The organism is Vibrio sp. S11_S32 (assembly GCF_014694465.1).
Classification (GTDB): domain Bacteria; phylum Pseudomonadota; class Gammaproteobacteria; order Enterobacterales; family Vibrionaceae; genus Vibrio; species Vibrio algicola.
Genome location: NZ_JAAUWS010000004.1, coordinates 24,940 through 46,193 on the forward strand (window position 1 = coordinate 24,940; position 21,254 = coordinate 46,193).

The 21,254-nt window shown below is 40.4% G+C and carries 21 protein-coding genes; 8 read left to right on the forward strand and 13 right to left on the reverse strand.

Translation table 11 applies throughout. From position 1 onward, the window contains the following. Window positions 1-2: 2 nt before the first annotated feature. Both fdh3B and HC723_RS03810 read left to right on the forward strand, forming a co-directional pair. Window positions 3-665: a formate dehydrogenase FDH3 subunit beta gene (fdh3B, locus tag HC723_RS03805; RefSeq protein ID WP_238925405.1), complete on the forward strand. Its 663-nt coding sequence runs from the start codon at window positions 3-5 to the stop codon at window positions 663-665. Between the two features lie 11 nt (window positions 666-676). After that, a complete protein-coding gene (locus HC723_RS03810) occupies window positions 677-1,744 on the forward strand; it encodes a formate dehydrogenase subunit gamma (RefSeq protein ID WP_190338268.1) in 1,068 nt (355 codons plus the stop codon). A gap of 76 nt (window positions 1,745-1,820) precedes the next feature. Here the strand turns inward: HC723_RS03810 and hxpB are convergent, their stop codons facing one another. Continuing rightward, window positions 1,821-2,474 carry a hexitol phosphatase HxpB gene (gene hxpB / locus HC723_RS03815; RefSeq protein WP_190338269.1) on the reverse strand — a complete coding sequence of 218 codons (654 nt, stop codon included), beginning with the start codon at window positions 2,472-2,474 and terminating at the stop codon, window positions 1,821-1,823. Window positions 2,475-2,709: 235 nt separating this feature from the next. On the opposite strand from hxpB, the gene HC723_RS03820 reads away from it, so the two are divergent. Then, window positions 2,710-3,597 carry a DNA ligase gene (locus tag HC723_RS03820; RefSeq protein ID WP_190338270.1) on the forward strand — a complete coding sequence of 296 codons (888 nt, stop codon included), beginning with the start codon at window positions 2,710-2,712 and terminating at the stop codon, window positions 3,595-3,597. 94 nt (window positions 3,598-3,691) lie between these two features. Here HC723_RS03820 and HC723_RS03825 read toward each other — a convergent pair whose 3' ends face one another. The 4 genes from HC723_RS03825 to HC723_RS03840 form a co-directional block, all read right to left on the reverse strand. Further along, window positions 3,692-5,065 (reverse strand): MATE family efflux transporter, encoded by a 1,374-nt coding sequence (locus HC723_RS03825; protein ID WP_153447114.1) that lies wholly within the window; start codon window positions 5,063-5,065, stop codon window positions 3,692-3,694. Window positions 5,066-5,278: 213 nt separating this feature from the next. After that, a complete protein-coding gene (locus HC723_RS03830) occupies window positions 5,279-5,482 on the reverse strand; it encodes a CPXCG motif-containing cysteine-rich protein (protein ID WP_153447115.1) in 204 nt (67 codons plus the stop codon). A 373-nt stretch (window positions 5,483-5,855) separates the two neighbouring features. After that, window positions 5,856-6,728: a fructosamine kinase family protein gene (locus tag HC723_RS03835; RefSeq protein WP_153447116.1), complete on the reverse strand. Its 873-nt coding sequence runs from the start codon at window positions 6,726-6,728 to the stop codon at window positions 5,856-5,858. A 166-nt stretch (window positions 6,729-6,894) separates the two neighbouring features. Then, the gene (locus HC723_RS03840; RefSeq protein WP_190338271.1) at window positions 6,895-7,359 is read right to left on the reverse strand and encodes a C40 family peptidase; all 465 of its coding nucleotides are present in this window, start codon (window positions 7,357-7,359) and stop codon (window positions 6,895-6,897) included. 205 nt (window positions 7,360-7,564) lie between these two features. Between HC723_RS03840 and nagK the strand changes: the two genes are divergently transcribed. Beyond that, window positions 7,565-8,491, forward strand: a complete 927-nt coding sequence (gene nagK, locus HC723_RS03845; RefSeq protein ID WP_153447118.1) for an N-acetylglucosamine kinase — start codon at window positions 7,565-7,567, stop codon at window positions 8,489-8,491. 308 nt (window positions 8,492-8,799) lie between these two features. Here the strand turns inward: nagK and HC723_RS03850 are convergent, their stop codons facing one another. The 3 genes from HC723_RS03850 to HC723_RS17415 all read right to left on the reverse strand — a co-directional run bounded on the left by HC723_RS03850 (window position 8,800) and on the right by HC723_RS17415 (window position 12,437). Then, on the reverse strand, window positions 8,800-9,072 hold the full coding sequence (locus tag HC723_RS03850; protein ID WP_153447119.1) for a DUF2960 family protein: 273 nt from the start codon (window positions 9,070-9,072) through the stop codon (window positions 8,800-8,802). Between the two features lie 121 nt (window positions 9,073-9,193). Further along, complete coding sequence (locus HC723_RS03855) at window positions 9,194-10,084, reverse strand: mechanosensitive ion channel family protein (RefSeq protein WP_190338272.1); 891 nt, start codon at window positions 10,082-10,084, stop codon at window positions 9,194-9,196. A 1-nt stretch (window position 10,085) separates the two neighbouring features. Then, complete coding sequence (locus HC723_RS17415) at window positions 10,086-12,437, reverse strand: ATP-binding protein (RefSeq protein WP_238925406.1); 2,352 nt, start codon at window positions 12,435-12,437, stop codon at window positions 10,086-10,088. Between the two features lie 268 nt (window positions 12,438-12,705). Here HC723_RS17415 and cobB point away from each other — a divergent pair, with 268 nt between their 5' ends. Next, the gene (gene cobB / locus HC723_RS03865; RefSeq protein WP_153447122.1) at window positions 12,706-13,425 is read left to right on the forward strand and encodes a Sir2 family NAD+-dependent deacetylase; all 720 of its coding nucleotides are present in this window, start codon (window positions 12,706-12,708) and stop codon (window positions 13,423-13,425) included. Between the two features lie 142 nt (window positions 13,426-13,567). Here the strand turns inward: cobB and HC723_RS03870 are convergent, their stop codons facing one another. The 4 genes from HC723_RS03870 to potA all read right to left on the reverse strand — a co-directional run bounded on the left by HC723_RS03870 (window position 13,568) and on the right by potA (window position 17,604). Continuing rightward, window positions 13,568-14,611, reverse strand: coding sequence for an extracellular solute-binding protein (locus tag HC723_RS03870; protein ID WP_190338273.1), 1,044 nt, complete (start codon window positions 14,609-14,611; stop codon window positions 13,568-13,570). A gap of 194 nt (window positions 14,612-14,805) precedes the next feature. Next, complete coding sequence (potC, locus tag HC723_RS03875) at window positions 14,806-15,591, reverse strand: spermidine/putrescine ABC transporter permease PotC (RefSeq protein WP_190338274.1); 786 nt, start codon at window positions 15,589-15,591, stop codon at window positions 14,806-14,808. Continuing rightward, on the reverse strand, window positions 15,591-16,448 hold the full coding sequence (gene potB / locus HC723_RS03880) for a spermidine/putrescine ABC transporter permease PotB (RefSeq protein ID WP_190338275.1): 858 nt from the start codon (window positions 16,446-16,448) through the stop codon (window positions 15,591-15,593). Before potB ends, potC begins: the two co-directional genes overlap by 1 nt. 4 nt (window positions 16,449-16,452) lie before the next feature. Continuing rightward, entirely contained in the window at window positions 16,453-17,604 is a 1,152-nt protein-coding gene (potA, locus tag HC723_RS03885; RefSeq protein WP_407701697.1) for a spermidine/putrescine ABC transporter ATP-binding protein PotA, read from the reverse strand. Between the two features lie 331 nt (window positions 17,605-17,935). Here potA and HC723_RS03890 point away from each other — a divergent pair, with 331 nt between their 5' ends. The 3 genes from HC723_RS03890 to HC723_RS03900 are packed head-to-tail and all read left to right on the forward strand — an operon-like array spanning window position 17,936 to window position 20,186. Continuing rightward, window positions 17,936-18,748, forward strand: coding sequence for a hypothetical protein (locus tag HC723_RS03890; protein ID WP_153447127.1), 813 nt, complete (start codon window positions 17,936-17,938; stop codon window positions 18,746-18,748). Continuing rightward, the gene (locus HC723_RS03895; protein ID WP_446751387.1) at window positions 18,748-19,530 is read left to right on the forward strand and encodes a glucosaminidase domain-containing protein; all 783 of its coding nucleotides are present in this window, start codon (window positions 18,748-18,750) and stop codon (window positions 19,528-19,530) included. The genes HC723_RS03890 and HC723_RS03895 overlap by 1 nt, the downstream gene beginning before the upstream one ends. Then, a complete protein-coding gene (locus HC723_RS03900) occupies window positions 19,530-20,186 on the forward strand; it encodes a DUF2987 domain-containing protein (RefSeq protein WP_153447129.1) in 657 nt (218 codons plus the stop codon). The genes HC723_RS03895 and HC723_RS03900 overlap by 1 nt, the downstream gene beginning before the upstream one ends. Window positions 20,187-20,287: 101 nt before the next feature. On the opposite strand, the gene ttcA is transcribed toward HC723_RS03900, so the two are convergent. Then, complete coding sequence (gene ttcA / locus HC723_RS03905; protein WP_190338277.1) at window positions 20,288-21,241, reverse strand: tRNA 2-thiocytidine(32) synthetase TtcA; 954 nt, start codon at window positions 21,239-21,241, stop codon at window positions 20,288-20,290. Between the last annotated feature and the right edge of the window lie 13 nt (window positions 21,242-21,254).

The following is a 21,254-nucleotide window of genomic DNA, read 5'->3' on the forward strand; positions in this document are numbered from 1 at the left end:
CCATGTCTAGCACAGATAAAAAATCGAAAATGAAATTTTTATGTGACTCCAAACGTTGTATCGAATGTAACGGTTGTGTCACTGCGTGTAAAAATGAAAATGATGACGCCCTTGAATGGGGAATTCAACGTCGTCGTGTAGTCACCATTAATGATGGTGAAGTGGGTGAAGCATCAATCTCAGTAGCTTGTATGCACTGTGATGACGCGCCTTGTATGGCGGTGTGTCCAGCCGATTGCTTCCATCGTACAGAAGACAATATTGTATTGCACAATAAAGACTTATGTATTGGTTGTGGTTACTGCTTATTTGCTTGTCCATTTGGCGCGCCACAGTTTATTCAACATGGCGCGTTCGCTGAACGTGGCAAAATGGATAAATGTACTTTCTGCGCTGGTGGCCCTGAAACCGAAGCAGGCTCTGAAGAAGAGCGTAAAAAGTATGGTGCTAACCGTATCGCTGAAGGCAAACTGCCGATGTGTGCATCATTATGTTCCACTAAAGCATTAATGGCCGGTCCTGCCGAACAAATTGCAGGGATCATGGCTAAACGTGCGCATGATCGTGGTGATGTTGATGACCGTAGTAATGTGACCGGTGTGACTTACGATGCATCTTTGGCGCATGATGCGACTCAATCGTCGAATCCATTGTCAAATCAATAAGGAGAGAGACCATGTTAATGAAATCATTCAAAACGCTTGTTATCTCTACCTTTACAGTGGTGATGTTGTGCTTAAGCTTTTCAAGCATGGCTAACGATGATAGCAATAAAGCAACAAGGGTTATGCCTTCGACAACAGCTGAAACTGAGATGAGTCGTTTAGCCGGAGATGAGTTTTATCAAAAGGTCCAAGACGGCAAAAAAGGCTACACCACATCTCTATCAATGGAGCATGATGTTTTAGTCAGCCACCCAAGTGAGACGTGGTACATCCTAAAAGAAAAATGGATGTCACCTTTGGGCGCGATTGCGGTTTTAGGCAGCTTAGCTATGGTAACACTGGCCTACTTTATTGTTGGCCCGCTAAAGCTTAGCGCACCTCGAACGGGTCGTAAGATTAAGCGTTGGTCGCGAATTGATCGTGCACTGCATTGGTCTATGGCATTTACGTTCTTAAGTCTTGCTATCAGCGGGATGACATTAGTTTGGGGGAAACACTTCCTTAAACCGGTGATCTCAACCGATGCTTGGGGCGATATTGTTTATGCAGCCAAACAGTTCCATAACTATGTTGGTCCAATATTCTTTATCTTGCTTGGCGCAGTACTTATTAAGTGGTGGCGAAAAAGTACTTTCAAGAAAATCGATTTACAGTGGTGTTTAAAACTGGGCGGTATGGTGGGACCTCATAAAGGTACGCATCCTTCGGCAGAGTTTTCAAATGCTGGTGAAAAAATCATTTTCTGGATGTTGATCACTTGTGGCTTTATTGCCGCGATCAGTGGCTTTGTGTTGGATTTTCCTATCTTCGGCCAAGGTCGACGAGATATGGATGTTTCTAACTTAGCGCACATGATCTCTGCACTTATCTTGATATGTGGCTTCATTTTCCACATCTATATCGGTTTATTCGGTATGGAAGGGGCTCTTGAAGGCATGGTGAAAGGTGAAGTGGATGAAACTTGGGCTAAAGAGCACCATGATATTTGGTATGCGGAAATGAAAGCGCAAGGGGAGGTTGAAGAGCCGGAGCAATCCGATCCAAAATCACAAGAAACAGCCGATAACGCTAAATCTTAATCCTTAAAAATTCAAATAATCAAAGCCCTAACTGCTGTTCAAGAGTTAGGGCTTTTTATTTTAAGCTTTAGTCAATTTACAGCGCCGAAAGTAGCTCTGGAGTAATTGCATTTAAAGAGGTTAGATTATGATCGGCGATCACAAAGCGAGGTTGTTCACGCGTACGGGCCTCTGGGATCACGATGGTTTTCATCTGCGCTGCTTTGGCAGCCAATAAACCGGTAAATGAATCTTCAAGTGCCACACAATCTAATGGTGATACGTCTAATGCCGCCGCTGCATTTAAATACACCTCAGGGTGCGGTTTACCATAAGCGAGGTCTTCTGCCGATAACACTGCTTCAAATACATCGTTTAGCTCAAGTGCTTCTAAAGCGGCTTCAATTAATACCATTGGCGAAGAGGAGGCTAAGGCAATTTTTAAGCCTTGTTGCTGACAGGTTTCTAACGCATGAAACAATCCTGGCATCATAGGTTTATGCTGTTTAACCAGTTCAATCACCCGCGCCAAAATCATATCGCAAACCTCTGAGCAACTTTTATTTTCCCAAGGTTGCTTTCGATAGTACATTTCAACGATCTGATCGATACGAATACCGGTGCTATTAATGGTATCTTGCAAGGTGAGTGAAACGCCGACTTGCGGAAATACTTCTAATTGAGCTTGTTGCCAAAAAGGTTCTGAATCAATCATCAGACCATCCATATCAAACACAGCGGCTTTAATCATTTTAGTTACTCTTATTTTAGAATTTATTTGAGTCTACCACTGCGATTATGGCGTTCCTATGACTCTGCGCAACAACCATACTGAGTGATGATATTTCAAACAATAAAAATGTAATTCACTTGATTAACAATATCGGGTTTGTCTGATCACATTCACAACCTGACGGTAAAATTAACGGGTTGGTGTTGAATTGGCTAACCTTAATTTTTAACTACTCATAAAGAGAGTCTTGTTTATGCGCCGTTATTCAACCTTCACAGTGATCGGTTCGGCCTGTTTAACGTTATCTTTTTCGGCCGACGCCAATCTTGAGTCTGCCAGTTCCCTAAGTAATAATTCTGCATGGGGACACATCTCATTGCCTTTAGCGAACGACTTTCAGCAAGATGCCGACATTAGCCAATATTGGTATAGCGAAAAATTGGATGGTATACGCGCATTTTGGGATGGTCGCCAATTGTTTACTCGTAATGGCATGCCGATCATGGCACCCACATGGTTTACCAAAGGCTTTCCTGATATTGCGTTAGATGGCGAGTTATGGGCAGGAAGAGGGCAGTTTTCGCAAGTACAACGCACGGTACTAGATAAAAGCCCCAATCAACCAGACTGGCGTTTTATTCGCTTTATGGCATTTGATGTTGCAGACCCAAAAATGTCATTTGAATATCGATATCACCAATTGAAAAAACTCATCTCGCAATCTAACTCTGAATACCTAGAATTAGTGCAGCAAAAGCCGATTAATTCACAAGATTTTCTATATCAAAACCTTGATAGCGTTGAAGCACTCAAAGGCGAAGGTATTATGCTAAGAAAACTAGATAGCTTTTATACCGCTGGCAGAAGTGATGATTTATTAAAATTAAAATCGTTTCAAGATGATGAAGCGATTGTGATTGGTTATAAAAAAGGCAAAGGGCGTAATCTTGGTAGCGTGGGATCGTTATATGTCGAATGGAAGCAGGGCAAACGCTTTTATCTTGGCAGCGGTTTATCGGATCAACAACGCCGTGATCCCCCCGCATTAGGTGAAAAAGTGACGTTTCGATTTAATGGTTACACCAGTTCGGGCTTACCTCGTTTTGCGCGATTTATACAAGTGAGAAACGATGCGATTTAAGTTGTGTCATTCGAAGGATAAGTTTGGCTGGGTATAAAAAATAAGGCTGGAAAGTAACCAGCCTTACCGATTAAATACTCATCTAAAGCGGCGTTTAACGTCCTGCAAAGTTGAGTTGAGTTTCATCCGATTGCTTGTGTAACCAATGCAAACGATGAGAAAGTAATACCGCAGCCGTAGAAAGGCCAACAATAATACCAACCCAAAACCCCGTCACCCCAAGTGGCTCAGGACTTAACCAATCGGTCATACCAAGAATATAACCTAAAGGCATGCCCATTCCCCAATATGAAAATAAGGTGCGGCTAAAGATAGCGCTCATATCTTTGTAACCGCGTAGAGCACCCGCCGCTATAACCTGAATCGCATCAGTACATTGGTAGATAGCTGCCATTAACAATAAATGCATCGCAATAATGGTCACTTCTTTATTATCGGTATACAGGGTAATAATCGCATCGCGGAAGATAATAGTAAGTGTGGCGGTAACAACGGCGGTAAATAAGCCAAATAATAAGCCTACGTGTGAAGAAATTCTTGCGCCTTCAACACTGTGCTCACCCAATTGATGTCCCACTCGAATACTGACCGCCGCGCCAATACTCATAGGTAACATAAAAATTAACGATGAGAAGTTAATTGCTACTTGGTGCGCGGCAACAGTATTAGGCCCTAATGGCGCCACCATTAATGCCACGACCGCAAACAGGGTAACTTCAAAAAACAATGCCGCCGCAATTGGAAAACCCAATCGGAATAAACGCTGTAATGAATGCAGGTTCGGTTTATGAAACTCAGTAAAAAGATGAATATTTTTAAACCGTTTGGCTTTTATGATGTAACCCAGCATTGCGACAAACATAAACCAATACACGATAGCAGTTGCCACGCCACAACCGACCGCACCAAGTTCGGGGGCACCGAATTTCCCGTAAACAAAGATCCAGTTTAGTGGCACGTTCAATAATAATCCCAAAAAACCTAAGAACATGGCCGGTTTTGTCAAAGATAAACCATCGGATAAACTGCGCAGTGTTTGGAAAAGTAAAAACGCCGGCACCGCAAAGATCATGGCAAACATGTAACCATTGGTTTTGGCCGCCATCACAGGCTCAATATCCATCACATGCAATATATGACGGGTTTGAGACAGTACCAGAATAATCGGGATCGCAACCAAAAACGAAAGGTAAGCCCCTTGCTGAATTTCGTGGGCGATACGAGTCTGCCGCCCAGAGCCATTAAGCTGTGCCACCACTGGCACTAACGCCAACAATAATCCAATACCAAACAAAATAGAAGGCAGCCAAATGCTAGACGCGACAGCAACTGCGGCCATATCAGTCGCACTGACGCCGCCCGCCATCACGGTATCAACAAATCCCATTCCTGTTTGAGCAACAGAAGCAAAGAGTACTGGGGTAGCAAGTTTCACCAGTATTGACGCTTCCTTACGGTAACGATGCACAATAACCCTTACTTAGTAAAATATTTGATGCCGATTATATAGTTAAGATATTAATTAGCGATATAAATATCAATAATTTCGCCATAAAAAAAGCTCCTAAGGTAGGAGCAGTTATAGAGGATAGAACGTTTATGCGAACAGTAAGCTTTTTGCTATTTTAACGGATTAAGGTCGTGAGCACTTCGCCTGATGGCATGCGTACAGTCTAAAGACTTAAAAGAAAGAATGGTCTTCATCACCAATAGTTAAATGGACGTTAGCAGTATTAGCATCAACTTTTAGTTCTAAATGGACGGCATGATTACAAGTAGGACAATCATCGTAAAAATTCTGATCACCATTTGCTGCATCAATCGTTAACCTAATCAAATTCCCACAATGAGGACAGGATACTTTTTTCTCTGTGTATTTTATCATTGCTTTCCTCACTATACTTCTCGTGTAAATCGCGATGAGATGAACAGGGCTAATAATGACCAATCAAACCAAAATTCGTTCTAATTGGTGTTAGTCATTCGTATTAACAGTTCATTCTTGAGTAGCTTTAATCATAACCTTGTAAGTTAGTTTATGGTTTAAAAAAAGCAAAAAGGTTGAATTAGGGCAAGCAAAATCAAGTGGCTTCAAAAAAATCGTGATCAAACAAGCAAATAACAATCACCTATAGCTTGTGTGAATATATATCATTGTTACTACCTATCATGCATTATGTAACATTCAATACTATCAATAGTAAAAAATAGACATCATTCACAATTAACTTTAAAGATATTTTTCGTTGACAATTAACTCAATGTTTTTCAACCAGGAAGCTGGATATTGTATTATCACATTCTATTAGGTACTCACCGCCATATTGATTACACAAACACAGTAAGTAATACAGTTGATAAACTGTCTTGCGTTGTTGATATCCGTTATCTAATGGAGAGAGAGCTTGATAGCCTTGCATGAAAGCAGCATTGGCTGGCCCATCATATTCCGCTATAGCTAGATCGTATTCACGATCGCCCCAGAAGCTAGAAGGGTCATAGCATAAAGGGCCCGCAAAGGATAAAGCCACATTGTGCCGGCTTAATGCGCCATGCAATAAAGATGGGTTAGGTTGATGTCCTGCAAGTGAGAGTTTGACTTTCTGTACTATGGTCTCTATGTCGCCAAACTCAATGCCTTTTTCTTTTAATAATTGTAATTGCCAGCCAATACGGTGTTCGGCAAAAAATAGGCACCATTTTTTATGCCATGCGTTTGGTTGTAGATTTAACCCTACATAAGTATCGGCATCATAACCATAATCGCGTTGTTCGCCCCAGCAGTGCAAACGCGCAAGTTGCTGGCCTAATTGGTAAAAGTCCGCATCAAGTTGTAGTGGCTTAGTCACATAATGGTTGAGGACCAAAAATGAATGGGTTTTGGTGGTGCCGCATAAAATAGGTTCAGGGACACATAAAGTGGCGGTGGCGTTTAAGGCTGATAAGTTTTCAAATTCTGCTTCAAACTTTGCCAGACAATTCCGTTCGTTAACCTTAATAAAATAACGTTGTTCGCCATCACCGATTAAGTAGCAACGGTTGGTCTCACCATCATTAAGACGCTCTTTTTCCCTTAAGATAAATTCAAAAGAAAGCACATCCGAAAGTTGTTGTGTTATGGCTTGCCACATAAGACCTCCTGACCGAAAACAGTTTGGTATTACCTTAGCTTAGCTTATGTTTACATTTAGAGAAGTGTTCCGCAAAAATAACAATTTTTATTCAAAAAACTCAAAAGCTCTTTGCCCTGCATAGCGCTTGTGTTTAGTGTCGTAAGTTGGTTATGAGTTCCGTGTTTTACATCGTGGTGAGTCGGCGAAATTGCCAAAATACACTCGCCCAATAGGGGTTATCAGTTCGAGAAATCATGACGCCTTTAGAAGAAGAAGCATGTAAGAATTTTTTATCGCCTAAGTAAAAACCTACATGACGTTGATTCCAGCCTGTTTTAAAGAAGATAAGATCGCCAAATGCAGCTTGTTCTTCTGGAATAGTGACACCTTGCTCACTTTGTAATTCAGTCGTTCTGGGTAAATTTAGCTGATATAAAGACATCACAGTGACCTGCACAAAAGCAGAGCAATCAATGCCTGAACGAGTTTGGCCACCGAAGCGATAAGGGGTACCAACCCATTTATTATAAAGCGCAGTCAGATCCTTTGATTGAAGGTTAGTATGCGGTAAGGGGGGCGGCGGTGTCGATGCGCAGCCGGCAAGAATTAAAAACAACAAACTGATGATCAAGCGGAAAAATATTGACATATTGCATCCATAACAAAAGAGTAAACTTACTTTAAACGGTAAGTTGAGCGATTGGAAATAATCTTACTTATAATGAAGAATTAATGAGCATTCAGTTGCTTATGCCTTTTAAATTGGTTTCCAATCACGGTTTGCGTCGCAACTTTATGCATAATATCGGTATTATAAATTTAAAAATTAGACTTAATATTTTGGGAGAAAAGGGATGTATTACGGTTTTGATGTAGGTGGAACCAAAATAGAATTTGGTGCGTTTAATGATGATTTAGAGCGAGTAGCGACCGAACGTATGCCAACACCAGGTGATGATTACCAAGCATTACTGTTAACACTTTCAAGTTTGATAAAAAAATATGATCAGCAGTTTAACACAAAAGGCAGTATTGGTATTGGTATTCCTGGAATGGAAAGTGTCGATGACGGCGCAGTATTAACCTCTAATGTTCCAGCGGCTAAAGGGCAATTTCTGCGTGCGGATCTGGAAGCTTTGGTGGATCGTCCAGTTAAAGTCGCCAATGATGCCAACTGTTTTGCTTTGTCTGAAGCATGGGATGAAGAACATCAAGGTCAAGAAGGGGTATTAGGCCTTATTTTGGGTACGGGTTTTGGTGGTGGTATTGTTATCAATGGCCATGTAGTTTCAGGTCGCAGCCATGTTGCTGGTGAACTTGGTCATACCCGCATGCCATTAGATGCATGGTTATATTTACAAAATAGCTCAAGCGATAAAGAGGCGCCATTATTTGGCTGTGGTTGTGATAAACAAGGTTGTATTGATAATTACTTATCAGGCCGTGGTTTTGAGCAGCTTTATGAACATTATTACGGTGAACGTATTGCCGCCATTGAGCTGATAAAACAACAGGCGGCAGGTGAGCCAAAAGCGGTTGAGCATGTTGAACGTTTTATGGAGTTACTGGCCATTTGTTTCGGCAATATATTTACCGCTTTCGATCCTAACGTGGTGGTGCTGGGTGGTGGTTTATCAAATTATGATCTTATTTACTCGGAAATGCCGAAACGTATTCCAAAGCACTTATTGTCGATTGGTAAAATGCCTAAGATCCTTAAGGCCAAACATGGCGATTCAGGTGGCGTACGTGGCGCGGCATTCCTTAATATTGAATGTTAATCAATGCCACTTATAGCAATTGTAGTCACGACTTGGTGAGCTAATTACTTTGATTGGCATTAAAGTGTAATAGGCCATAAATCATTGCAATAGTTACTATGACAAATGAAAACGCACATCGGGTTGATGTGCGTTTTTCTATCTGCAGGGAATGGTCATTAATCGCGGGTTATACCAATTCCATTTAATCTTTGATCAATTTGAATACGCTGAACTGTCCCTGGTCGCTTGAGAAAAGGCGATCCATGGCCCTTGCCACTTTTCTCTATACCCAATTTTTAACGATCAATAAATTTATGGAATTGGTCTTATTCTGCTTTCTTTTTCTTGCCAATGCCGACATTTTCTTTTGGCAGTAACGCAATTTTACCAAAGCCAAGCTTGGCAAAATGCGCATCACGAAAGTTACGCACTGTTTTGGTATCTGAAACGGCTTCTAGCGACAATTCCATTTTTAAATACTCTTTAATGTCGATGCCTTCATGCGCAGCAACGGCCTCTTGAATGCTGTGAAATTCACGATAGCTAAACGCTAATGTTTTAGCTTCGTTTTTATAAGTGTAAGTAATAGTGCGAGACATAAGACCTCAGTCAAAATAGGGCTGAATTTTCAGGGAGTATAATACGAGAGAAACCCAATACCAAGCTTATTACTAGAAAGTGCTTAGGTATTGGGTTTCTTTTAATTCTCGTCACTGAGTGTTAATTACTCGAGGATGAGCGCACCGCAATTTGTGGCGGTTGAATATTATGTTTTTTGAATTCTTTCATTACTCGTAAAGTAATATCGGTTTCAAACAGCTTTTCATAAACCGTATCGACCACATAAGCCTTGCAAGTGAGTTTGATCGCTAGGTAATTATCGGCCATTTCTTGATTCACCAATACTACCACCGGCTGAGGTAGGTGGATGTAACGACTCGAAGATGCCGCTTCTTGAATAAGGTTACGGGCCAAAAGCAAATCTTGATCCATACCAATATAAAATGGAATAACACACTGCATATCGAGTGCACCATAGTTGCCACTCATGGTGACTTCACTTAAAAACTTATTATTAGGAATAGTAATAATATCATCAGTTAAGGTACGCATACGCACAGAACGCAAACCTATGGTAATAATATCGCCATAATTCCCTTCAAACGTGACGCGGTCACCAACCTGAAAAGGGCGGTCAATCATAACCGTTAAACCGGCAATAAACGAAGCCGCCAAATCCTTTAATGCAAAACCAATCGATACCGCTAGCGTGCCACCAATCAATGTCAATATTTGTTCATTGATGCGAAAACTCATCATAAATACCGCAATACCTGCGGTCATATAGACAAAAAATTGGAAGAAAGAGAGCAGTTTTTGCATGATCATCCGATACTGCACAAACTGACTACTAAACGTATCTACCAGTTTATTGGTAAAGCGTAGCAGCACCCATGCTGCAAGAATGACCAGGAATGAAAAAAGAACACCGCCCCAACGTACTAGGTTAGTAAATTGAGCAATATTCTCCAGATGGTCATCTGTAGTTTCTGCCGCGAAAGCAGCACCATTGACCATAAATAATAAAACAAAGATAAAGAGTTTTTTCATGTTACTTCACCAATAAATGCTGACGATGCAGGGCGTTAGTTATGTATCGATACCAATGATCGGATATTTTTGCTTTTTCATCAGACCATTCAATATAGCCACGGCTTTCAAAAAAGCGCAACGTGCCAATAACTTCGGGGATGGTTAGTTGGGTACATTCAGATAACTCTTCAGGTGTCGATATTTCCAACTGCACAATTGAGCGTAGAATTGCCAACATAGGTTTTGGCATTCTCTCTAGTTCTTCCGCTTCTGGCGCTTGGAACAGACGAACAACAACCTCATTGGTTTTTTGATCTTGACGTAATGATAACCTAAAGAAACGAAGGGCAACGGTAGGGTTACCATCAGAATAATGCCAAAGTATTCGGTAAAATCCTCGTCTGGCGCGTTCTTCTTCGGTTAAATCATCTTGATCCCACTGTTTCGGTAGGTTTAAATCACCAAAAGATACAGGGTTTTCAATGTTATGATTTAAACGAGTGTCCAATAATTGTGATATTTGAGTTTCTGTCCAACGAGGCATGAACACCACTAAATCAAATAACAATCGTTCACCACGCGCTCTATCCACAAAACGCCAACTGGATTTTTCGATCGCCATCATTATGCGATGATTCTTTTTAGAACGACGCATTAAATTGGTAAACTTCATTAAACCGGTTAATCCACCCACCATAGGTTTAACCAAGCGCTGGGCATTATCCACCGCAATTAAGTAACAGGTTTCACTTTTGCGTAAATATCCCAAGATCTGAATATCCGTTGATTCTCGGCTTAACCCTAGTTGTTCAGCTAATTCAGCCATCAATTCACTGTAACCGGCATTAGGGCAGTTTAAGTAAATTGGTTGAGCATTATTGACTCTATATAAAACCTGCTTGAGTAAGGTTGTGGTTCCAATGCCTCGTTCGCCCGAGATAACACACATAGCAGGGCTATCCGACAAAATATATTTAGACAGTTGCTTGATCTCATCAGCGGCATAACTAATCAGTTCACTATCTTCTTTACCCGGCAAAATATAATTATATATATCATCACCTTTTAATTTTACTAAATTGGTATTTTGCCCGCCATTATCATTTTGTTTAGCCACTTCGATTCTAAATAAGTAGGCCAGAGCTTGACTAAAAAAGGCATATTGTGAAAGGGCTGCGATGGCAAATTGTTTTAAATTACGGGATATAATCCAAAAGGTCATGATCGCCGCACAAACAGTAGAAAGCCCAAATTTATCCTTGTTGCTGATCGCCCAGCGAGCCCATACAGGGTGATCCAATTTTTGATGATTTTGACTAAATACATAAGGTTTCCACTTACGCAAAACCAATATGGTGATTAAAATAAACCATAAGAATAATAGGCTTGATACCCAATTATAAATAGTCCCTTCACCAATGGTGGTTTGGGCAATTTGTAAAATCACTCCTGCACCAATGGCACTCCAAACATAATAACGAATGGTCGATAAGCGGATAGTGGTAATTTCTTTAGTCGTATTGCGGCTGTTTCGATAAGCAAACTCTAAAATGAATTTAACCGCAATTGAGCCGCCTAAAATCCACCAAGTGAAAATATCGAGGAATTTGACATGTTGCAAACTTGGTAATGTGGCAAGAATATCCAAAGATATAGTTATAGCAATCAACCAAGCAATAGGGCGGTTTGCTTTACTGATATACCAAATAAAGCGTACCAGTAATGTGGGTTTTGAGGCTGTTTCTAAATTGGTTTGACGGAACTGTTTAATAATGTTGTTACTATTACGTAGCCACCAAGTCAGCGCTAAATAGACAAGAAATAATTTGACCAACATGGCAATGACAGGAACAGGGGAAATAGTCAGATCTTTTAAAAATGCTTTAAAACTTTGATATTGAAAAAAGATAAGGTATTGAGTATTCAGCTGAGTTAGATGTAGTTCAGCTTTAAACTGAGTCACACCATAAGGACCAAACCCAGTAAGCTTTTGTTGAACATTTCTATTGGCGAGTTTAAGTAACCGTTGCTTAGATTGGCTAAAACTGTGTAATGATAAATAATACTCTTGAACTTCAATCCAAGTCGATTTATCGCCATGACGTCGGTATTGAGTTAACGTTTGCTCAAACTCACCGGTTCCATGATCGATTTGGTACAGTGTGGCCGATAATAATTCATCGACTTTTTGATGATCACTGGCCGACATAAATAACCGCTCTGGAAGCGCTTCAACATCTTCTGCAATGTGTTTCGCTGCTGATGAAACCTCCGGTTGCTTATCTGAAGTAGGAGTTGGATTCCATTCAGCGTGTACCGCAAATGAGGATACCATCAAGATTAGACAAAGAAAACGGTAACATTTACCCATAAAATTCACTTTTAAATGGTTGATAGAACAAGTATTTAATCTAGATAATATACTATATTCAAATAACTTTGGTATATAGATGATAATCATAGTCGTAATTTATCGCGGAATAGCTACTTTTAGCTCAAACAGCCACTCAGCTCACGTTGAGAAGATCATAAATATGAGAAATAGGACTCAGAGATCCAAACAGTGTTGTTATCCTCATAATAAAAGAGGTAAATTAGATCCAGTTTAAGGTCGAACGGCACATTTTAAAGGACAGAGCATGAACTTCCCATATCAAAATATTGTCATTTTAACCGGTGCGGGCATCTCTGCTGAATCCGGTATTCAAACCTTTCGTTCACAAGATGGCTTATGGGAAAATCATCGGATTGAAGATGTGGCGACCCCTGAAGGCTACGATGCAAATCCAAAACTAGTTCAAGAGTTTTATAATCAACGCCGTCGAGGGTTAAATGATCCCGCTATAAAACCTAACTTAGCGCATTTAGCCTTAGCAGAGCTAGAAAAGCTGTCGAGTGGGAAAGTTACGGTTATTACCCAAAATATTGATGATCTACATGAAAAAGCCGGCAGCCAACATATTATTCATATGCATGGTGAATTACTTAAAATTCGTTGCCCTGAATCCAATCAAGTACTTGAACATAATGAGGATTTACATACAGAAGATCTGTGTCATTGTTGCCAAATCCCCAATCCGTTAAGGCCACATATCGTTTGGTTTGGCGAAATGCCGCTGCGTATGGCTGAAATATATTCTGCCATTGAAGAGGCTGATTTATTTATTTCTATCGGTACATCGGGTGTTGTCTATCCTGCGGCAGGGTTTGTGCACGACGCTCGCATGCATGGCGCTCACACCATAGAATTGAATTTAGATCCAAGTGCAGTTGAAAGTGAATTTGCTGAAAAGCGTTATGGTAAAGCAAGCATTGAAGTGCCAAAGTTAGTCAGTGAGCTGTTAGCAGACGAAGAATAAATAACGATCAAAATAAGCCGCTTAATATGACGAAATTCTGCTGTATAGCCAAAGAATAAGATGAGTATCAACAAAAAGCCCGCATTTATTTACGGGCTTTTGGTATTAATAACTCAAACGATATTTATTATTTGAAGCCAAATTACATATCGACTTTTAATTTTTGGAAGTACTGTTCATACAATACATTCGCGTCACCAACATCGTTTTGCCATTCGCCACTATCAAAGACTTTTTGAGGTGGGAACACATCGGGATCTTCCACAAAATCTTTTGGTAATAATGGGTAAGCGGCTTTCACTGGCGTTGGGTAACCAATTTCTAATGCAATTTTAGCCGCATTATCTGGACGCAATAAGAAATCAATCATCTTATGCGCAGCATCGACATTTTTAGCACCTGTTGGAATGGCTAAACTGTCCATCCAGAAGATAGTACCTTTTTCTGGCCATACGACATGAATAGGTGCGCCATCTTTACGCGCCGCATAAGCAGAGCCATTCCAAATCATACCGAGTGATGTTTCACCCGCCATATAAGGATTAGCAGGGTTATCCGAGTTAAATACTAATACGTTTGGCATCAGTTTTTTCAACTCTTCGTAAGCTTGCTTGATTTCGTCAGGATTGGTGGTGTTACCCGAATAGCCCAGTTTTGTCAGTGCAACTTGGAATACTTCACGTGGGTCATCGGTCATCATTAATTGACCCACCCATTTCGGATCCCATAAATCGCCCCATTTGTGGAAGCTATTTTTATCCAGCATATCAGTGTTAACACCAATACCGGTTGCGCCCCAAATGTACGGGATCGAATAGTCATTACCTGGATCAAAAGGTTTATTTAAATAATTTGGATCTAGGCCATCAAAATGCGTCAGTTTCGTTTTATCGAGTTTTTGTAACATGCCTTCTTTGCGCATTTTAGACACAAAATACGTTGAAGGCACCACAAGATCGTAACCTTTACCTTGGGTTTTCAGTTTCGCATACATGGATTCGTTAGACTCGTAAGTCGAATAGATAACCTTAATGCCAGTCTCTTTGGTAAATTCTTGTAATACTTCGCTTGGAATATACTCAGACCAGTTATAAAAATAGAGTTCTTTATCATTCGCTTGCGCATAGCTCGTCGTTAATGAGGCAGCAAGCGCTGCGCCTACAAGTAACTTAGACCATGGTTTCATTTATGTCTCCCAATAGGTATGTCGATATTAAAACAGAGTGAAGTATACCCAAGTAACTTCAAGCTGCAAGTTTCCGCGAGAATATAACGGGTATTTTTAAAAGTGTTATTGATAAAGAAAACACCAATAGAAAAAATCCGCGAATGGCTTTGATACCAGAAATTCGCGGATCGAAATACAGCTGAAACAAATCGTTATTTGATTTTATCACGGGCTAAAAACTGAGAGATCATCACTAATAATAATGACACACCTAACATGACAGTGGCTAATGCATTTACTTGTGGGGATATGCCGACCTTCACCATAGAATAAATCTTCAGTGGTAAAATTTCATAGCTTGGGCCAGTGACAAAAGAACTGATGATCACATCATCCAATGACAGGGTAAAACTCAATAGCCAGCCGGCGGCAACCGCAGGTTTGGCAAGTGGCAATATAATGCGTTTTAAAATCACCCATTCACTGGCACCGAGATCTTTGGCGGCTTCTAGCATTTTGACATCAAAACCTTTCAAACGGCTGTAAACCGTTACCACCACAAAGGGTAGGCAAAAGGTAATGTGTGAGATTAATAGCGTTAATAACCCTAACTGGAAGCCAACTACTAAAAATAAGGCCAATAATGAAATGGCCATCACAATATCAGGTGACATCATGACAATGAACAATAAACCATTAACCACGCCTTTGCCTTTAAATTGATAGCGAAAGAGGGCGACGGCCGTCAAACTGCCAATAATAGTGGCAGCAGTCGAAGAAATGACTGCAATGGTGATCGAATGACCAGCGGCTTGGATCAAGCTATCGTTATTGATTAAGTCGTAATACCATTTGGTAGTAAAACCATCCCAACGCATGCCGAATCGGCTAGCATTAAAAGAATTCGCAATTAACACCAAAATTGGCAGATATAAAAACAAATACACCAGACTCATAAAGCTGGATTTGGCGACTTTGGTGCCGACATTGTTGCTCATCAATCTAACTCCGCTTTTTTATTGAGTAACTTACCGGCGCGATAATAGGCATAAATCATTAAGGCCATCAATAAAGTCAAGGCAATACTGGTTGCCGCGCCAAATGGCCAATCGCGCGCATTCAGCACTTGGCTTTTGATCACGTTACCAATCAACAAGTTCTTTGCACCGCCCAACAAATCAGACACATAAAACATACCTAAAGCAGGCAATAATACTAATAAGCAACCACCAATAATGCCTGGCATGGTTAAAGGCAAAATGACTTTAATTAAGGTTTGAAGTTTATTGGCACCAAGATCTCTTGCCGCTTCAATATAACTACGATCGAGCTTTTCAATCGCAGAATACAAAGGCAAAATCATAAATGGTAGTAGGATGTAAACCAGACCAACCATGACCGCAACTTCGGTGTACATGATCCGAAAAGGATGTTCAATCAAACCGATCGCCATTAAGCTTTTGTTGAATATACCTTGGGTGCCGAGCACTACTTTTAATCCGTAAGTCCGGATCAGCGAATTAGTCCAAAATGGCACAATCACCAAAAAAAGCATAATAGGGCGCATTTTTTCCGGCATTTTTGCCACAATGTAAGCAAAAGGATAACCGATGACTAAGCACAATCCAGTCGCCACCATCGCCATATACAAAGAATGCCACATCACTTTGGCATAAAGCGGATCAACTAATCGAACGTAGTTGTTAAGATTAAAGGTTAGATCAATTAAATTCGCATCGTCACGAGTTAAGAAACTAGTCACAATAATCATTAAATTTGGAATGAAAACAAACAGCACTAACCATGACACAATTAAGAACACGATGCTGTTTTGAAGATTAATTTTCTTCATCATGATGTTACTCAGCGCCTGCAATAGATTGAAGGGTTTCCGATTCATCAGGAAGCACCACTTCCCAACTTTCTACCCAAGTAATCGAGACTTTTTGACCAATTGAGTGGTCAACATCTGGGTCGTCTTCATTAAAGAATTCACTCACCATCACTCGCATGCCTGATTCTTCTAACTCAACTACAGAATCTAACGTCATGCCTTTATAGGTACGCTCGGTAACATGGCCTACAATGCCGTGATCTTCCGATTCTTTGATTTCTTCAATCCGAATATCTTCAGGGCGGAGCAATACCTTTAATTCTTGTCCTTGCTGCACCGGCTTTTTAAAGTGCACCACCGATTCGCAGCCTTCAATAGAGGCGAGAATAGTGTTGTCGTCAATCCGGCGGATCACAGTGGCATTAAATACGTTAATCTCCCCAATAAAGCTCGCCACAAATAAATTACTTGGTTCTTCGTAAATTTCACGCGGAGAGCCATCTTGTTCGATCACGCCATCGCGCATCACAATAATGCGATCCGACATCGAAAGGGCTTCTTCTTGATCGTGAGTAACAAAAATAAAGGTAATGCCAAGCTGGCGCTGCAACTGTTTTAATTCCAACTGCATTTGTTTACGCAGTTTGTAATCAAGCGCAGACAGGGATTCATCAAGCAACAATACTTTCGGTTTATTCACCACCGCACGGGCAATCGCAATGCGTTGTTGTTGGCCACCCGATAATTGGTGAGGCTTTCTTTGCGCCATGCTATCAAGACGCACCATTTTTAAAGCATCAAGTACCCGAGTTTCAATCTCAGCACTTGCCACTTTTTGCATCCGTAAACCAAAAGCAACATTTTCAAATACAGTCATGTGAGGAAATAAAGCGTAGCTTTGGAACACAGTGTTGACGTGACGTTTCTCTGGTGGGAGTTGGGTAACATCCTCATTGGCAAGCAGCACACTGCCAGAGTCAACGGTTTCAAAACCGGCGATCATGCGCAGCACCGTGGTTTTTCCGCAGCCTGAAGGGCCTAAAATCGTTAGGAATTCGCCATGATTTACATTCAGATCAAGGTTTTCAATAATGGTTTTACCATCGAAAGCCTTACTAATGCCAGTCAGTTTTATTACTGTTTCGCTGCGCGAGTGTTCAACATTCAATTTCTGTATTTCTCCCTAAAGAAAAGCAAAATTAGGTGTAAAAATTTGAGGGCGAATAATAGTCGCCATTGCAGACAATTCCTAGTAATTTTTGAGATAAAGAGCGTGTAGAAAAATGACCAAAATAGAAATACTGCTTAAATATGTGCTGCATTATCCTCTATTGTGGTAGTGAATTCAAAATCTGACTCAGAATTGTGCCAAGAAATCGCTTTTAATACTGATATTTCGATAATTTTACAAAATGAAATGGATTAAAAATGCCGGAAACTCGCATCTTGATGTGGCATGGGTATAATGTGCGCCATAAGCAAATTTGCAGTGGTTTGGATATATATCGATGAATGTTGATTTAGATAAAGAATTTAATGTTGGTGGAAACCTCACAACGGCCCTCAATGGTCAATATGAACTCAAAGCGAATGCCGTGATTAAAGAAGCATGGCAACTCACGATTAAGAATTTCCTTTCCTTCTCACCAACCATTGTGCTGTTACTGGTATTACAAATTGTAATTTTTGCCATTGCTTTAAAATTACAGCTTGGCGATCCTAGTGTCATTTTGCAGCTATTTACCGATCCTAGCAATATGGCTCAACACCAAAACATTTTTGACGCCGCCATTATTGCTAACTTCAGTTATGAAATTATCAGTGCGCCGCTTTATGCAGGTGTTTGTTTAATGGCAATGAGTCACTCAACCGGATTTAAAACTCAACCTCGCCACATGCTAAAAGGGCTGCAATACACCATTCCTCTTATGGTGATGACGGTACTTGCTCTATCTCTACAAGGGATCGGCGGGATGATTATTCCTTTTGTCTCGTTGTATTTATCAATGGCATTTAGTCACGCCCCGTTACTGATTTGCGAAAAACAAATGACACCATTAAAAGCATTATTAATGTCATTTAGAGCGGTAAACAAAAAGATACTGCCGTTGATCTCCATTTACATCTTAGTGTTGATGATGTTTTTTGCTGCCGCCTTATTCTACGGTGTAGGTTTAATTTTTGTGTTGCCATTCTATTTTCATGTCAAAGGGGTTCTTTATCGTGAAATGTTTGGTATCCGCTTAAAAGTCACATCAGGCGGTGGCAATAATCCACCACCGAGTAATGGACATAAACAATCAAAGGTATTTGAAGCATGATGAAAAAATTAATAATGGCAGCCATCATTTTGGTTTTTTGGGCGGTTTACTATTTTCAAAATCACTATACTCCAAGCGACTCCAAACCTAAGGCCAAAGTGGAAAAAGTAACAAAAGTTAAAACTGAGCACGTTGATATTGATAAAAAAAAACGAAAATTTTATAATCGACTTCGTCCTGGTTTTGAGAAAGAAAACCAACGAGTCAGTAAGGAAAGAAAACAAATCTTGGCCATGGAAGCGTCACTTACAACAAATGATGTGAGTTCGTCACAGCAAAAAACTGCTCAAAAACTGGCCGATATGTATAATGTTGAATTACCAGCAGATGGTATTAACCAACAATGGGTGGATGATATGTTGTTGCGTGTCAATATTTTGCCTGAAGCATTAGTGTTAACACAAGCGGCGAATGAGTCTGCATGGGGGACGTCACGTTTTGCCAAGAAAGCTAATAATTTCTTTGGTCAATGGTGCTATAGCGAAGGTTGTGGCGTAGTTCCTTTACATCGAGTTGAAGGTGCAACTCATGAAGTGGCAAAGTTCGACAATGCCCAAGCCTCTATCCATGCCTATTTTATGAATATGAATCGCAATAACGCTTATCGTTCTTTACGTGATATTCGTCAAAAGTTAGCGGATGGTAATAAAGACTTAGCCTCAATGGCAACAGCGCTTAAGTTAACCGATGGCTTATTAAGTTATTCAGAACGAGGCCAAGATTATGTCAACGATTTACAAGGTATGATCACCCATAACCATACTTATTGGAAGCATCAATAATGCATCAATTAAAACGCCTTGCGCTGACTGCGTTAGTGACTTGTATGTTATCTGCACCGGTTAATGCTCAGCAATATCGATTTAATTATTCCAAATTATTTACTCAGATGAAAAACAACGCCGAAGAAGGCCACCCAGATATCAAGGTCGCTTTTTTCTTCCAACAACATGCATCGAGCAATATCTGTAAAATTGATAAAGCGTGGATGGAAAAAGAAGAGCATTACGAAGAGTTTGTGATTCCAGCAAGCCAAGAGCTTATTGTTCCACTGGATAACAATTTGCGTAAAGTGGCACCTCTGGTTTATATCAATACTGAAGAGGGGAAACAATGTGACTTTTCTATGGTCGTGATGACCAAACAGCCTTTATCTGGTGATGTGAATTACGACCAAATTAAACGTTTAATGCCACAGATGGACAAAATGCTGGATGATCTTGGTGGTATGTTCTCAAGTTGGTTCTCACCGGATGTGATTGGTTTAACGCTTGAATTTAGCGACCTAGGCAATGGCATTATTCCGGTGACTAACGGGCGAGATATCTCTATTGTTCAGGGTAAAGCTTTGGTTAAACTTGCTGATTTGAAACCTGATGCCGTGTTACATCTTCCCAAAGCCACGTTTAGAACACTGCCTTTGGTTGAAAAAAACTAAAAGCTTTCATCTGATCAAATACAAAAAAAAGCGGGATTGACAATTAATGTCAGTTCCGCTTTTTTATAACCTGTTTATTGTTTATTGTTTATAAAACAAGTTTATACATTGGTGATGTCTAACTGCAGTTTAGGATCGAAGCTCATTACATCTTCATCTGGCGTGGTATTGATTGGCATTTCTTCTTTATCAAAACCAATATCACCACCGTTGATAACCCCTGAATCGCGATCAATCGATTTAAAATCAAATAGATTGTGGTCTGTTAAATGGCTTGGTACAACATTCTGTGTGGCTTTAAACATGGTTTCAATACGACCTGGGAATTGCTTATCCCAATCATTGAGCATCTGCTTAATATTTTGGCGTTGCATGTTTGGTTGTGAGCCACATAGATTACAAGGAATAATAGGGTAGTCACGTAAGTTCGAGAACTTGATGATGTCTTTTTCTCGGCAATAGGCTAACGGACGGATCACAACATGCTCTCCGTTATCAGAAACCAGTTTCGGCGGCATCGCCTTTAATTTACCGCCATGAAACATATTCAAAAATAGCGTTTCTAAAATATCATCCCGATGATGACCTAATGCAATTTTCGTCGCCCCTAGCTCTTTGGCAGTGCGGTATAAAATCCCGCGACGTAAACGCGAACATAAAGAGCAGGTGGTTTTACCCGGCTCAAGCTTCTCTTGCACGATAGAATAGGTATCTTCGGTCACAATTTTGTATTGCACACCTAATTGTTCAAGGTAGGCCGGCAAGATGTGTTCAGGAAAACCCGGTTGCTTTTGATCCAAATTTACCGCAATAAGTTCGAAATTAATCGGTGCGCTTTTCTTTAGGCCCATCAAAATCTCAAGCATGGTAAAGCTATCTTTACCGCCCGATAAACACACCATAATACGATCGCCATCTTCAATCATATTGTAATCGGCAATCGCCTGGCCGGTATTACGACGCAGACGCTTTTCCAACTTATTTAAGTTATTTTGCTGCGCTTTAATGATCGCGTCAGATTCAACTTGGGCGGATTTATTTTGATTCGAACTCATGGAGGGAGACCTT

Coding starts and splice junctions, on each gene's coding strand:
- ttcA (WP_190338277.1), bottom strand. CDS start 21,241: ATGAGTTCGAATCAAAATAAATCCGCCCAAGTTGAATCTGACGCGATC.
- HC723_RS03820 (WP_190338270.1), top strand. CDS start 2,710: ATGCGCCGTTATTCAACCTTCACAGTGATCGGTTCGGCCTGTTTAACG.
- potB (WP_190338275.1), bottom strand. CDS start 16,448: ATGATGAAGAAAATTAATCTTCAAAACAGCATCGTGTTCTTAATTGTG.
- HC723_RS03835 (WP_153447116.1), bottom strand. CDS start 6,728: ATGTGGCAAGCCATAACACAACAACTTTCGGATGTGCTTTCTTTTGAA.
- HC723_RS03895 (WP_446751387.1), top strand. CDS start 18,748: ATGAAAAAATTAATAATGGCAGCCATCATTTTGGTTTTTTGGGCGGTT.
- cobB (WP_153447122.1), top strand. CDS start 12,706: ATGAACTTCCCATATCAAAATATTGTCATTTTAACCGGTGCGGGCATC.
- hxpB (WP_190338269.1), bottom strand. CDS start 2,474: ATGATTAAAGCCGCTGTGTTTGATATGGATGGTCTGATGATTGATTCA.
- potC (WP_190338274.1), bottom strand. CDS start 15,591: ATGAGCAACAATGTCGGCACCAAAGTCGCCAAATCCAGCTTTATGAGT.
- HC723_RS17415 (WP_238925406.1), bottom strand. CDS start 12,437: ATGGGTAAATGTTACCGTTTTCTTTGTCTAATCTTGATGGTATCCTCA.
- HC723_RS03850 (WP_153447119.1), bottom strand. CDS start 9,072: ATGTCTCGCACTATTACTTACACTTATAAAAACGAAGCTAAAACATTA.
- HC723_RS03855 (WP_190338272.1), bottom strand. CDS start 10,084: ATGAAAAAACTCTTTATCTTTGTTTTATTATTTATGGTCAATGGTGCT.
- HC723_RS03810 (WP_190338268.1), top strand. CDS start 677: ATGTTAATGAAATCATTCAAAACGCTTGTTATCTCTACCTTTACAGTG.
- HC723_RS03830 (WP_153447115.1), bottom strand. CDS start 5,482: ATGATAAAATACACAGAGAAAAAAGTATCCTGTCCTCATTGTGGGAAT.
- nagK (WP_153447118.1), top strand. CDS start 7,565: ATGTATTACGGTTTTGATGTAGGTGGAACCAAAATAGAATTTGGTGCG.
- HC723_RS03900 (WP_153447129.1), top strand. CDS start 19,530: ATGCATCAATTAAAACGCCTTGCGCTGACTGCGTTAGTGACTTGTATG.
- HC723_RS03870 (WP_190338273.1), bottom strand. CDS start 14,611: ATGAAACCATGGTCTAAGTTACTTGTAGGCGCAGCGCTTGCTGCCTCA.
- HC723_RS03840 (WP_190338271.1), bottom strand. CDS start 7,359: ATGTCAATATTTTTCCGCTTGATCATCAGTTTGTTGTTTTTAATTCTT.
- fdh3B (WP_238925405.1), top strand. CDS start 3: ATGTCTAGCACAGATAAAAAATCGAAAATGAAATTTTTATGTGACTCC.
- HC723_RS03890 (WP_153447127.1), top strand. CDS start 17,936: ATGAATGTTGATTTAGATAAAGAATTTAATGTTGGTGGAAACCTCACA.